The 12,635-nt window shown below is 29.2% G+C and carries 14 protein-coding genes; 5 read left to right on the top strand and 9 right to left on the bottom strand.

Going from position 1 to position 12,635, the window contains the following annotated elements; genetic code table 11:
- Positions 1 to 55: 55 nt before the first annotated feature.
- The 3 genes from ACUTSE_RS15600 to ACUTSE_RS15590 all read right to left on the bottom strand — a co-directional run bounded on the left by ACUTSE_RS15600 (position 56) and on the right by ACUTSE_RS15590 (position 1,742).
- The gene (locus ACUTSE_RS15600; RefSeq protein ID WP_002992089.1) at positions 56 to 616 is read right to left on the bottom strand and encodes a helix-turn-helix domain-containing protein; all 561 of its coding nucleotides are present in this window, start codon (positions 614 to 616) and stop codon (positions 56 to 58) included.
- A gap of 297 nt (positions 617 to 913) precedes the next feature.
- Positions 914 to 1,144: a hypothetical protein gene (locus tag ACUTSE_RS15595; RefSeq protein ID WP_060875540.1), complete on the bottom strand. Its 231-nt coding sequence runs from the start codon at positions 1,142 to 1,144 to the stop codon at positions 914 to 916.
- 379 nt (positions 1,145 to 1,523) lie between these two features.
- On the bottom strand, positions 1,524 to 1,742 hold the full coding sequence (locus tag ACUTSE_RS15590; RefSeq protein ID WP_002992087.1) for a hypothetical protein: 219 nt from the start codon (positions 1,740 to 1,742) through the stop codon (positions 1,524 to 1,526).
- Positions 1,743 to 1,997: 255 nt separating this feature from the next.
- On the opposite strand from ACUTSE_RS15590, the gene ACUTSE_RS15585 reads away from it, so the two are divergent.
- The gene (locus ACUTSE_RS15585; RefSeq protein WP_060875541.1) at positions 1,998 to 2,924 is read left to right on the top strand and encodes a beta-1,6-N-acetylglucosaminyltransferase; all 927 of its coding nucleotides are present in this window, start codon (positions 1,998 to 2,000) and stop codon (positions 2,922 to 2,924) included.
- Between the two features lie 131 nt (positions 2,925 to 3,055).
- Here ACUTSE_RS15585 and ACUTSE_RS15580 read toward each other — a convergent pair whose 3' ends face one another.
- On the bottom strand, positions 3,056 to 3,247 hold the full coding sequence (locus tag ACUTSE_RS15580) for a cold-shock protein (RefSeq protein WP_002992085.1): 192 nt from the start codon (positions 3,245 to 3,247) through the stop codon (positions 3,056 to 3,058).
- Between the two features lie 93 nt (positions 3,248 to 3,340).
- A complete protein-coding gene (locus tag ACUTSE_RS15575; protein WP_445640904.1) occupies positions 3,341 to 4,453 on the bottom strand; it encodes a DEAD/DEAH box helicase in 1,113 nt (370 codons plus the stop codon).
- 628 nt (positions 4,454 to 5,081) lie between these two features.
- Between ACUTSE_RS15575 and ACUTSE_RS15570 the strand changes: the two genes are divergently transcribed.
- Positions 5,082 to 5,795 carry an ion channel gene (locus ACUTSE_RS15570; RefSeq protein ID WP_445640903.1) on the top strand — a complete coding sequence of 238 codons (714 nt, stop codon included), beginning with the start codon at positions 5,082 to 5,084 and terminating at the stop codon, positions 5,793 to 5,795.
- Between the two features lie 564 nt (positions 5,796 to 6,359).
- Here the strand turns inward: ACUTSE_RS15570 and ACUTSE_RS15565 are convergent.
- The 4 genes from ACUTSE_RS15565 to ACUTSE_RS15550 form a co-directional block, all read right to left on the bottom strand.
- Complete coding sequence (locus ACUTSE_RS15565) at positions 6,360 to 6,593, bottom strand: DNA topoisomerase (RefSeq protein WP_231738184.1); 234 nt, start codon at positions 6,591 to 6,593, stop codon at positions 6,360 to 6,362.
- A 536-nt stretch (positions 6,594 to 7,129) separates the two neighbouring features.
- A complete protein-coding gene (locus ACUTSE_RS15560) occupies positions 7,130 to 7,348 on the bottom strand; it encodes a hypothetical protein (protein WP_002992054.1) in 219 nt (72 codons plus the stop codon).
- A gap of 18 nt (positions 7,349 to 7,366) precedes the next feature.
- Complete coding sequence (locus ACUTSE_RS15555) at positions 7,367 to 7,597, bottom strand: hypothetical protein (RefSeq protein WP_060875544.1); 231 nt, start codon at positions 7,595 to 7,597, stop codon at positions 7,367 to 7,369.
- 584 nt (positions 7,598 to 8,181) lie between these two features.
- Positions 8,182 to 8,514, bottom strand: coding sequence for a hypothetical protein (locus tag ACUTSE_RS15550; protein WP_002992048.1), 333 nt, complete (start codon positions 8,512 to 8,514; stop codon positions 8,182 to 8,184).
- A gap of 1,018 nt (positions 8,515 to 9,532) precedes the next feature.
- Between ACUTSE_RS15550 and ACUTSE_RS15545 the strand changes: the two genes are divergently transcribed.
- Genes ACUTSE_RS15545 through nadE form a run of 3 tightly spaced genes read left to right on the top strand, consistent with a single transcriptional unit; the run spans position 9,533 to position 12,615 of the window.
- Positions 9,533 to 10,342 carry a phosphoribosyltransferase family protein gene (locus ACUTSE_RS15545; protein ID WP_445640902.1) on the top strand — a complete coding sequence of 270 codons (810 nt, stop codon included), beginning with the start codon at positions 9,533 to 9,535 and terminating at the stop codon, positions 10,340 to 10,342.
- Positions 10,335 to 11,852 (top strand): nicotinate phosphoribosyltransferase, encoded by a 1,518-nt coding sequence (locus ACUTSE_RS15540; protein ID WP_445640901.1) that lies wholly within the window; start codon positions 10,335 to 10,337, stop codon positions 11,850 to 11,852. The genes ACUTSE_RS15545 and ACUTSE_RS15540 overlap by 8 nt, the downstream gene beginning before the upstream one ends.
- On the top strand, positions 11,833 to 12,615 hold the full coding sequence (gene nadE / locus ACUTSE_RS15535; RefSeq protein ID WP_445640900.1) for an NAD(+) synthase: 783 nt from the start codon (positions 11,833 to 11,835) through the stop codon (positions 12,613 to 12,615). The genes ACUTSE_RS15540 and nadE overlap by 20 nt, the downstream gene beginning before the upstream one ends.
- Positions 12,616 to 12,635: the final 20 nt, after the last annotated feature.

The following is a 12,635-nucleotide window of genomic DNA, read 5'->3' as shown; positions in this document are numbered from 1 at the left end:
ATGGAAATTACTGATTATAAAAGCATTACACAATAATCATTATCTATTATATCATTCACACATCTTCGCGATTTATCCTTTTCTTATCTTTGAGCTTTTTAAAAAAAGTTGGGGTCAAACCCGTGACTTTTTTAAATTGAGCAGATAAATGTGCTACACTACTATAGTTAAGCTTATAGGAAATCTCAGATAAATTTAATTCATCATAAATCAAAAGTTCTTTTACTCGTTCAATCTTGTGAACAATACCAAATTGTTCTATTGTAGTACCTGTAGATTCAGAAAATATGTTAGCCAGATAAGTATAGTCATAATTTAGCTGTTTACTTATGTAATCAGATTTTTTTATTTTTAAAACCTCTATATCACCATACACCATTTCAATTACTACTTTTTTAATTTTCTCAATCAAAATAGCTCGTTTACTCTCCATAAGTTCTAATCCTGTTTGAAGTAAAGCCATTTTTAATTGCGTAAACTCTTCATTGGTAAGTTCTTGTTTTAATTCTACTTCACCAAGATCTACACTACCATAAATGATTCCGAGTTTATCCAGCTCCATCCTCACTATCATCTTACAGCGAAAACTCACCATGTATTTTATGAAAATCTTCATACTTAAGAACTTTTATCTAAAGGTAATCTAAAGAATTGATTAACTGATGTTAATAGTCAAAAAAAGCGAATTGATATATAACCTAAAAAACAAAGAGGAAGATCTATATAGATCTTCCTCTTCTAGCAAAACGCTGTTTAGTTAAATCTCACAGCAGAGATTCCTTTAAAAAAATATTGATAAAAACCAAGGTAAGGATATCGAAAAAAATTACTTTTGGGCATTCAATACCAACGTCTGTTTTCTTACCCCGATTTTTATTCAACATTCATTAAACCCAATCATGAAATTATTATTCTATTTCGATAAATGTTTGTGGCCAATTTTTGAACTGTATTCCACCGCCTTATTCGTGCTATCTTGTGCTTTTGCATTGCACTCAATAGCTTTATCAATATCGCCATTTTCAAAATACCTAGATGCATCAAAATGATACTTTATAGCTAATTCTAAATGATTGATTGCTAAATTGTGATTCAGTATCTTTTGCTCCAAAATCTTTTGATCGCTTTGAGTTTTTATATCCATATTATTTACCTTCAATAACTACATTTACATAACCTAAAGGTCTGTTTTACTTGTCTAAAAAGCATTATACAACAATTGATATAAATTATATTTTTCACACATTAAAACATACTATCAATAAGCTGCTTAAAGAAAAAAACTTTTTATATATTAAAATACCCTTTTTATAGACTATCGAATTAGGTCTCACTTTTTAATTGATTAAGCAAACCAGTTATATTACAACATCCTTATTTCAATTGTAGTAAAATCTACAATTAGATGTAGGTCAATGTAGTTTGAACAAACTAAATTTTAATCCAGACATCCAGATTTTAAGAAATAAAGTGCACCCTAAAGTGCACTTACAGTTATATTAAAGCGTTTTATAACAAAATAATTACACTTTACTCTGTTTTTCATATTTATTGATTAAATCAATCACTTCTGAGCGTTTTTTATTCATTTTCTTCTCAAGACGATTTAATAAATCATTCTCCCTTCCTACCTCATACTTCAAATCAACGTCTGTCAATTGCGAAAATTGCTCTTTTAACTTTTTTGACGATTCATCCCAATTTGAAATTTTAACTACTTCTAATCTTTGATTATTATTCATAATAAAGAATTTTATTATAGCTTAATTGCTATTTAGTAAATGTAGCGTTTATAAACTCCTTAGGTTTATATAATAAAAAGTAATGTTTATATAATAAAGCTATTTTCCAAATTCTATCACTTAATTTTTTTTACAATAAAAACCACCTAAATTTAATCACTATATTGCGTATGTTATTTATAATTAAGATTTTACATCTTGTGTAAATAATACAATTCTAAACTGAATTATTGAAAATAATATCCGATATAACTTATGGCTACTAACCAAGATCAAAATCACCCCCAATTGAAATTTGAAACTAAAAATAATACAGTTAATAAATTAATTACAGTAGCTTATTTTATTACTATAAAATATAGTCCAGATTATTTTTTGACTATGTTTAAAAAATTATACAACAAAGATCAATTATATCTTATTTATATCGATCATACTTGCTCTTTAGAGGTAAAAAACATGATTCAAACCTACGTTGTGCATTTATCAAATGTATACATATTAGATAGTTTCTATCTACAAACAGATAGTTATAATAAATACAAAATTCAATTAAATGCGATGCAATATTTATTAAATGTCAGCGCTAAATGGGACTATTATATCAATTTAACTGATGACCATTACCCCTTAAAATCTCAATATAGAATTTGTGAATACTTAAGTAATAATAAAGAGCATAATTATTTTATCTATTATGATAAAAGCAAGTATAATCTAGATACTTATAATAGTAATAAACATAACTATAGTGGCTTAATTGCATTAAAAGACGCTAGTTTTAGTGAAAATACAATCATACCGTATATGGGTAATACATGGTTAATACTAACACGAGATTCATGTGCTTTTCTCTCTTACAGTAAACTAGTTGATCATTATATAGAATTATATACAAATTCATTATTGCCATCTAATTCATTCTTTGCCACTATCTTATTAAACTCTGATTACAAACGCATAATAATTAATCATGACCAAAGAATATTATTTTCAAAAAGCGAACCAGTTGAAGTAATTCTAAAAAAAATAAAATCTAATAATCATTTTTTTATAAGAAAAATGAATTTGACGTCTAACAGTATAATAGACAAATGCATTGAAGATAATTATCAATTACCCCTAATGGATAAAAAAGAAAATAAAAATGAACTAGGGCTAAATAGTAATCAACAAAATTGAAATAAATTTGTATGTAAAATATTTTACTGATACTAACTAAGTCTATTTTTTAAAATCTAAACTTAAAAACCCCGCCTTTAAAGCGAGGTTTTTTAGAAGTCTTTTATACTTCCTTATTATATACCGATAGATTATTTTCTTTTAACATTCACCGCTATTAACCCTTTTTGACTATGTTGTAGATCAAAAACAACATCATCATTTTCACAAATATTATCTAGTAGTCCTGTTGTATGTACAAAAATATCTCCACTTCCGTTTGTTTGTGCAATAAATCCAAAACCTTTGGATTCATTAAAAAATTTTACTTTACCTTCTTGCATATAGGTTTTTATTTTAATTGATTTATATTCACTTTTATACTTATCTTTTAAGTATAAGATTACATTTATATTTATTTAATTACAAAGATGAATTTAACTCGACATTACCGGAATAGTGAATCCAATGAGTTTTTCAATTTTCTTAAGATCCTTTAACTGATCTTCATCACAAAAAGAAACTGCGGTCCCTTGAACACCTGCACGCCCTGTTCTACCAATTCTATGAACATAACTCTCAGGTTCATTAGGTAATTCATAATTTAATACATGAGGTAGTTCAGCTATATCAATACCTCTTGCAGCAATATCCGTTGCTATAAGCACTCTAATGCGATTATTTTTAAAATCATTTAATGCTTTTAATCTTGCATTTTGTGATTTATTACCGTGAATGGCAGCTGTATAAATCCCCATACTCGCTAGCTTTTTCACTAATTTATCTGCACCGTGTTTAGTCCTTGCAAACACTAAAGAACGCTTTATTGACTTATCCTTTAGAATAGTAAAAAGTAAGTTCAACTTTTCTTCTTTTTCGACAAAGTAGATGGATTGCTTAATTGTTCTGGCTGTAGAAGAAATAGGAGTAACTGTAATCTCTATTGGATTTTTCACAATTTGTAAAGCCAATTTTTTTATTTCGATCGGCATAGTAGCCGAGAAAAACAACGTTTGTCGTTTAGAAGGTATCTTTGTAAGTATTTTTTTTACATCCTTTACAAACCCCATATCAAGCATGCGGTCCGCCTCATCAAGTACTACAATCTCAACATGACTAAAATCTAAACAATGTTGATTTAACAAATCCAACAAACGTCCTGGAGTAGCAATTAATATATCAACGCCACGATTTACTTGAGCTACTTGCTTTTTTTGTGGCACCCCTCCAAAAACAGCTAAATGTCTTAATCTTAGAAACTCACCATAGATTTTAAAATTCTCATTAATCTGAATAGCTAATTCTCTTGTTGGAGTTAAAATAAGAGAACGGATTACTTTTTTCGAACTGCTTTTTTGATGTAAAAGCTGTAAAATAGGTATTGCAAATGAAGCTGTTTTACCAGTTCCTGTTTGTGCACACCCAATTAAATCTCTCCCTTGTAATATATGCGGAATTGTTTGCTCTTGTATAGCTGTAGGCGTCTGATATCCCACTTTATTAATTGCCTCTAGTATGGGTTGAATTATATTTAATTTTTTAAAACTCATCTTGGTTTGACTGGAATTACCAGTATTTATTTAACTCCTATATATAGTTTTAAATAATCTGGAGTAGTTAGATTATAAAAAACAAAGCTTCTTATCTGAAAAAAATAGGTAGTTAAATTATAAGACCATCTAATATTTAAAGAAAATTAAATTTAAAACCTCTTATTACTTTTATTTTAGTTGTTATAAAAATTAGTATAATCAAAATCCATTTAAAAAATGTATTAATAATTTTTAACTTTTACAAAAAGTTACTAACATTATATATTTAGCAACAAATAAAATGTACTTTTTTACGAAAGTAATTGTAATTAAGACAACTGAAAGCAAAAACTGAGAAAGAAAAAATGTTTTTGACTATTTTCAGATAAGGCAGAAGGCAGAAGCCCGTTTATAAATTCTTGACAAAGATAGATTAATTTATTTGAATTACAATAAATAAATTGATCTGGACAATAAAACAGTTTTTTAAACCTAATTGATAATCTCATTAATTGGCAAAAAGAAAATATTTATTGAATCAAATTTTGCTCTTTTAATTAACTATATAATTTTATATTATCATTTTTTGTACTAAATTAAGGATAGATAATATTATCATTGTACCTTTTAACAAACTACTTAAAATATGTCAGAGGCTATATCAAAAGAAAAAGTCAAGCTACAAATTATTAAGACATTACATATAATTTCAGCCTTTATGCTAATTGTATTAGGAGTAAGTATTTCTATTGATACCTTTAGTAATATTTCTTATTTAACTGGGGATACTTATATGAAAATTCAATTGTGGATTTGTATTTATTTTTTACTAAGTCTATTCATTGAATTTATTCTATCAAAGAAGAAATCAAAATTCTTTTGGAATAATATAATTTTTATTCTAATATCTATTCCTTATCTCAATTTATTCGAAGCATTTGATATTAGTTTCTCCTCTGAAATGAAATATTTCTTTCGATTCATTCCCTTAATTAGAGGAGGATATGCACTTGGTTTTGTCATTATCATGTTAAGTAGAAAGAAAATTTCGGGTTTGTTTTTCTCTTATATACTAATTTTAATGTCATTAATATATTTTTATAGTCTTATTTTTTATGTTTTTGAACATGAAATCAATCCAGATGTAAATTCATATTTTGATGCTCTTTGGTGGGCGGCTATGGGAGCTACTACTACTGGCTCTAACATTATTGCAATTACTCCAGTTGGTAAAATATTATCTGTTATAACAGCTATTTCTGGCATTACTATGTTTCCTTTTTTTACAGTATATGTCACTTCTTTAGTACAGCGAAAAGTTGCTTTTCAAGGAAAAAAAGTTAAAAGTAAAATTAAGTAGTCTAATTTATCATAAGTGAAATATTATCTCAATGCTATATATTTACTTTTTTCTCTTTTCTAGAAAGTAAAAAAATCCGTATTAGAATATTATCTTATAAGGATTTTTTCATGTTATTCTTTTATTGTTTTATAAATAAGAAAGTTATAGCAAAATATTAATTATCTATCATTACAAAAGTTAATAAAAACAAATACAACGAATAACCAAATTCAAGTGAATTTAAAACTAAATTCACAATCATAAATATCTAAGGCAACCTTTGTTTGCTTTTTTATACAAGAATCAAATACTGATTCCCATACGCGTTGTGCAATCAAATGATAAATACTTTCTTTTATAGCGCTAAGTCTATTTGTGGTTAATAGCCCATGATGATTGGTAACCTTCACATCATTCACTATCTTCTATTAAACCTTGCAAGCTTTAATTTTAAAAGCAGGTTATTATACCTACTATCATCAGAAAGTACTTTTAATAAACTGGGAATCTCCCGCCATAAATCCCCAGGAACATACTTACTCGATGTCTGCGGATAGGTAATAAACTTCTTTTCATACAAGCTTAGAGCCATCCAAAGAGCTCATAGGCTCTTTTTTGAAGTGAGGTTAAATCAAAAAGTAGTTGAGAATCTTCTTTAACAGTCTTTATTTCTACTTTTGTAATGATAGATTCGCTTTGTTTCTCAATGCGTTTGAACGCTTGTTCTGCCTTGTGTTGATCCTCTGACTTATCAATTGAGAGTGACTTGAATAATACTCCTTCTTTTTGATGGGTAAGTTCTAGTTGATAATACAGCTTCTTTGTAAAAGAAGTATTCTCTATATAGCTTGTCGAATTATTTTACTCTATTTCAAAGTGTAAAAAAAAGTTCGATTTGCTTAAGGATAATTATGTTTTAGCCTTCAAAGCAGTAATAAATATCAAGTATTACTTATAGTATTACTTAGTGACAGTTAGAGAAAAATTAACCATTCTCAAATGTGAGATCAGTAAACAAAAATAGACTATCCAAATTTGGATAGTCTATATAAATCAAGCACTTATATTGATTCAAAAAGTAAAATATTACTAGGCTCAAATTTAAGCTCAGTGAATACATGGCGCTAATAGAAACAAATAAGAACTCAATTGAGCGGCTTATCTATTAAGAACCTCCTTATGCAGGTTACCATTTTTTTTTAATTTTCTGTTTGTGATTTTAGATATTTTCTTTGAGATTTTTTCGCTGTGAGTTTTATCAAAAATTTTTCCAAAACCAATCATATCATTTTTTATTCTAATATTCTTGCAAGCCGTAATACCATTGATTTATTCATATATACATATTTTGCTTAATAACTCTTATTTATTTCCACGTCTACTTTTACATGAGGGTAATATCCTTTACTAAATTTTGTTCCATTACTTTTCAAGAACTCATATACTTTCTTTTTTTCTTCAGAAAATTGATCAATAGATGTCAACTCAAATTCAACTATATGATAAATCAAATCAAACATTAATGTTTCCATTATCATATCCAACTCTTCTTGGCTAATTTCGTGTTTCATAGAAATCTGTAATAAAGATTATTCTAATACTTTCTTCTTATTAATCTTTTTCATTCTCCTGTCAACAATGTCTATATGTTGTAATTCATTCGTTCTGTTATCTTTTAAAAAATTATATGAATCCTGGATATCTTTTGTCATCTCTGAAACAGAACCTATATTATGCTCTAAAATATACATCAATATAGTATGAAGCATAATATTCATTACTGAATTAAGTTGGCTTTTATCTCTAAAGTTTACTTCCATTGTTTTTTATTATTGATTAAGCAGTGTAAAATGACTGTCTAAAATTAAGACAGTCATTAACAATAAGATGTAAGATATATAGCTCCTTACACAACAGTAATTATAAAATACGATATTACTAAAAATATAGAATTCACAAAAAGCTGCCTTAAATAATTAAGACAGCTGGACGCAATTTTTTATACGATTTAAGCTCCCTAGGCCCACGTATTATAATGCTAATATAAATAAAAAAATCATATTAAAACAAATTATATTAAAATTTAATTATTTATTGTTAATTTAAATTATATAAATACAAATCCTTTGCTTTTTAAGCAAAAAGCAATATTTTTTTTTAATTCAATATATCTATACTGTATAAAAAATATCTTTGGATTTATTTAGTTAAATTATTATCAACTATAGATATAAAAACATTTAATTAAATTTATTAGTAGATGAAATATATGATATCTATTTTTAACTTAATATACCACTCACTCAATAAAAAGGCTATTTCACTAAATTCAAAATATACTGTTCTAGTAACAAAAAAAAGCCCCAATTAAGGGGCTTTCCTGTTTATATAAATATATTTTTATTTAAAAATAACGATTTATAAGATCTTGAATAATATCTCTAAAAGTGAAATGTCTAGGATAATGATATTCTCCTTCATAAATATCCCACACCCCTCTATTTCTATCATAGATTCCAACATATAAAGTAAAAGAACCTCCGTAATTTGAAGAAGAAGGTGAAATTCTTTGGCCTTCTTCTAAAATAGCTTTAACAGCATCTTTGCTTATTGAGCGTTCAAATTGATATTCAAGAACCTCTCCGCTTCTTACATCTTTAAATTGCGCTCTGGTCTGAGCTTGGACTGCGGTATTTACTCCAAATACCAATAAAAATAACATAATAAAATTCTTCATAGTTTCTGATTTTAAATTATTAAAAATAATGGTTAACCATATCAAATATAATAAAAAAAGAATAAAAATTAATTTATTTTCAAATAAAAGCTAATTTTTATTCTTTTTTTATCAAAAAATTACGTTTAAAAAACAAAAAAAATCTAGGTTTTTCAAGCATTCAAGACTAGAATAAAAAAGCCCCTTAATTGGGGCTTTTTTATTTAAGCATATTATATAAGACATAAGGTATAATACTTATTTCTTATCAAATTTTATAAATCTTGTAAACTTAATAGATAGACTCTACAAACGGAACGAGTTTTACATAGCAAGTAAATATCTTCTTGGAGAGACCATTGTAAATCAAATAGGGAAAACACCAGCTTCAAGATGAGCTTTTTTTGCAAAAACGATATAACTTAACTGTTAGTTTACCTATCCAAAAATGGAAACCTAAAGTTGAATTTGAGCCTTTATTTTAAATGAAAGATTTTACCCAAATACCACAAGAACGATTTTTATATAAAGATGATTACTTTTTGATAATTAAAGATATTTTTCCAGTTAATCCTAATCATTTACTTATCAGAATACTGTAAGATAGGATTACCTATAATATGATTGATTATCATTTTCGAGTCATAATCACACATATGATTAATATTTATCAAAAAGTATGGAATGATTTTAAAATCAAAGATTTCATAGATTCTCCAAATGATTAATTTGAAGTAAAATAAGACATGTAAAAAAATCGCCAATTCGCTACTAAAATCCCCCATTCCTTCTAATAAATCTGTTAAAATTCATCAGTTGATTTTCCTTTGAATTACTTTGAAAAAAGTGTTGTACAAAAATACAAAAATTGGGGATAAACCCCTATGAATGCTAGGATCTTATTTATTGTATCGATATGTAATCCCTTTATTTTTGTTTTATTGAGTAAAATTTACTCAATAAATAGAGGTTGATAAATTTAATGTAGTATATTTGTTGAGTAATAAGTACTCAGTGTTTCATTTTAAACGAAATCATTATGATTATACTAAACAATCAATCGATAACAACGCAAGAGTTTCCAAATAAGGAAACGAAAGTAAAAGATTTTGATGCGTTGATTCAACCAAACAACTTGCTGGAATTTACGTATACCTGCGACGGAGATTTAATTCAGTTACTTTTTGTCAAAAAGAGATTAGATCAAGATAATGTACCGTGCACACTTTGGATCAATTATATGCCGTATAGTCGTATGGATCGAAAAATTGAAGGAGATTTATTTACCTTAAAATACATTTGTGAATTCGTCAATAGTTTGAATTTTAAAAACGTATATGTTGTAGAACCACATTCATCAACAACAATGGAATTGTTAGAAAATAGCATCGCCATTTACCCTGCACTTTCTTGGTTGCCAACTGTGATGAATGAACTTCATTTTACAACCAACGATCGCATTGTTTTTCCTGATAAAGGAGCAGCCTTGCGTTATGAAAATGCAGGTTACGACAATTGTTGTGTTTTTGATAAAACGCGTAATCCACAAACAGGGCGCATTGAAAACATGGTACTCAAAAAAGGAACTATTCCACAAGGTGCGCGTTGTATCATTGTAGATGATTTGTGCTCTGCAGGTGGTACTTTCTTAAAAGCTGGCGCAATCTTAAAAGAAATGGGTGCAAGTGAAATATACTTGTTGGTAACACATTGTGAATCTCGCGTACTAACGGGCAATTTATTAGACGAAACTAGCCTTGTAGAAAAAGTATTTACAAGTACTTCTATGATGAATACAGAACATCCCAGAATACAATACATTAACATTAATCCAGAAAGCTATGTTTAAACCAGTAAGTAAAAATCCCATTCTTTGGACAGACGGATACAAACTATGTCATAAAGATCAGTATCCTGCTTTAACAAGTTGGGTGTATGAAACATGGACACCTAGAATGTCTCGTATTGCAGGAGTTAAACACGTTGTTTTTTATGGATTACAAGGTGCTTTAGCCGAAATGACGCATGCTTTTGCTACGTATTTTTTTGGTCAACCACTAGCACAAGTTGTAGCAGAATATGAAGAAGCAATTGCCGAAGTATTTGCAGGAACAAATCCAAACTTTGCCCAAACACATTCAAGTGAACATATTGCAGCTTTGCATAATTTGGGGTATTTACCCATCAAAATAAAAGCACTGCCAGAAGGTACAATGGTGCCAATAGGTGTACCTATGTTTACCATTGAAAATACACATCCCGAATTTTTCTGGTTGCCTGGCTATTTAGAAACGCAACTTTCATCTTACATCTGGCTGCCAATGACGTCAGCTACTATTGCAGATCAATACAAACGACTATTAATGTCGTATGCAAAACGCACGAGCGATCCTATGAAGGTAATCAACCAATGTGGTGATTTCTCAATGCGTGGTATGGGATCTCCAGAAGCAGCACAACGCAGTGCAGGGGGACATTTATTGAGTTTCTCCGGATCGGCTACACTTTCGGTACGCGAATATTTAAAAGCGTATTACGGAGCAACTAAAAATGTAATGAGTTACACTCCTTCAACAGAACACAGCGTTATGTGTTCTTACGGAGAACAAGAAGTAGAAGCCTTCAAACATTTAATTACGACAGTTTATCCAAGTGGTAATATTTCGATTGTATCAGATACGTATGACCTTTGGAATGTAGTTGATCATGTATTACCACAACTAAAAGAGCTTATTTTACAACGCGATGGCAAAGTAATTATTCGTCCAGATAGTGGTGATCCAACTTTAATTTTATGTGGGGATAAAGAAGCAACATCTCCTACAGTCACAAAGGGAATAGTACAGCGTTTGTATGAGATTTTTGGCGGGGTTGTGAACGAAAAAGGCTTTATCGAATTAGATCCTCATATTGGTGTTGTTTATGGAGATTCGATTACAGTAGATCGCGCAACTAGTATTTGCAATGGATTAATGGAAAAAGGGTTTGCAACAACCAATGCTATTTTAGGAATCGGATCATACACCTATCAATATGTAACGCGCGATACGTTTGGTTTTGCCTTAAAGGGAACTGCAGAGATTATTGATGGTCGCTTCAAAGCGATTCAAAAACGCCCTGCAACAGATACAGGTAACTTCAAAAAATCACAAAGAGGAATGGTAGCCGTTGTTTTTGAGGAGAATGAATACAAATTGATCGATGATTTAAATCCAGAACGCGCAAAGGAACTAAAAGACCAAGATTTGCTACGCGATTTTTACATCGATGGAGAATTTGTATATACCCATAATTTTGAAGAAATAAGAGCTCGAGTATTAACCGAATCAAACCGAATTTATGAAACCGAATCAAAGTAAATCATTTGTAATAGATCGTCAAAATGTAAAGTATTACGCCGACAAAATAAGTGCATGGATAGCAGAATTAGTTAAAGCCAATCATAGAAAAGGAGTTGTATTAGGCATGAGTGGAGGAATCGATTGTAGTGTAGTAGCTTGTTTGTGTCACCAGGCAAATATCGATATACACCTGGTGATGTTGCCTTACGGTATAGATATGAAGCAAACTAAAAGCAATGCACATGCAATGGAACTGATTGAAAAATTTGGTTTTTCGCATGAAACATATGATATTCAGCCTGCAGTAGATATGTTGACCATTACATCTAAACAAGCACTAAACTTGGCAACAGAGGCAAATATAACCTTGAGTAGAGCTAATATTCGTCCACGTGTGCGCATGACCTATTTGTATGAATTAGCACAATTGAGCAGTCGTTTTGTTATCGGAACAGGTAATATGTCTGAGCGTACTGTGGGTTATTTTACAAAATGGGGAGATGGTGCATGTGATTTAAATCCGCTGGCTATGCTAACCAAACAAGAAGTTTATATTCTTGCAGAATTTTTAGGCGTACCAGAAGCAATTATAACTAAAAAGCCCTCTGCAGGATTGTGGGAAGGACAGACAGATGAGGATGAATTAGGAATGACTTATGCACAAATCGATGCTTTTATCTTAAATGGAACTTCAGGCGATACAGCTATCGATAAAATTATAGAACAACGAATGGCACAATCTAAACACAAATTTGACTCCCTTCCAATTTTTACAGCATAACAGCATCAAATCGATATAAT

It is taken from the genome of Myroides sp. TSA_177.3 (genome assembly GCF_052691955.1).
Note: the sequence above shows the minus strand (reverse complement) of the source record. Positions and strands in the feature narration are given on the sequence as shown.

What these genes read in the sequence shown, in the direction of transcription:
- ACUTSE_RS15600 (WP_002992089.1), bottom strand. Translation starts at nt 616, where the DNA reads ATGAAGATTTTCATAAAATACATGGTGAGTTTTCGCTGTAAGATGATA.
- ACUTSE_RS15595 (WP_060875540.1), bottom strand. Translation starts at nt 1,144, where the DNA reads ATGGATATAAAAACTCAAAGCGATCAAAAGATTTTGGAGCAAAAGATA.
- ACUTSE_RS15590 (WP_002992087.1), bottom strand. Translation starts at nt 1,742, where the DNA reads ATGAATAATAATCAAAGATTAGAAGTAGTTAAAATTTCAAATTGGGAT.
- ACUTSE_RS15585 (WP_060875541.1), top strand. Translation starts at nt 1,998, where the DNA reads ATGGCTACTAACCAAGATCAAAATCACCCCCAATTGAAATTTGAAACT.
- ACUTSE_RS15580 (WP_002992085.1), bottom strand. Translation starts at nt 3,247, where the DNA reads ATGCAAGAAGGTAAAGTAAAATTTTTTAATGAATCCAAAGGTTTTGGA.
- ACUTSE_RS15575 (WP_445640904.1), bottom strand. Translation starts at nt 4,453, where the DNA reads ATGAGTTTTAAAAAATTAAATATAATTCAACCCATACTAGAGGCAATT.
- ACUTSE_RS15570 (WP_445640903.1), top strand. Translation starts at nt 5,082, where the DNA reads ATGTCAGAGGCTATATCAAAAGAAAAAGTCAAGCTACAAATTATTAAG.
- ACUTSE_RS15560 (WP_002992054.1), bottom strand. Translation starts at nt 7,348, where the DNA reads ATGAAACACGAAATTAGCCAAGAAGAGTTGGATATGATAATGGAAACA.
- ACUTSE_RS15555 (WP_060875544.1), bottom strand. Translation starts at nt 7,597, where the DNA reads ATGGAAGTAAACTTTAGAGATAAAAGCCAACTTAATTCAGTAATGAAT.
- ACUTSE_RS15550 (WP_002992048.1), bottom strand. Translation starts at nt 8,514, where the DNA reads ATGAAGAATTTTATTATGTTATTTTTATTGGTATTTGGAGTAAATACC.
- ACUTSE_RS15545 (WP_445640902.1), top strand. Translation starts at nt 9,533, where the DNA reads ATGATTATACTAAACAATCAATCGATAACAACGCAAGAGTTTCCAAAT.
- ACUTSE_RS15540 (WP_445640901.1), top strand. Translation starts at nt 10,335, where the DNA reads ATGTTTAAACCAGTAAGTAAAAATCCCATTCTTTGGACAGACGGATAC.
- nadE (WP_445640900.1), top strand. Translation starts at nt 11,833, where the DNA reads ATGAAACCGAATCAAAGTAAATCATTTGTAATAGATCGTCAAAATGTA.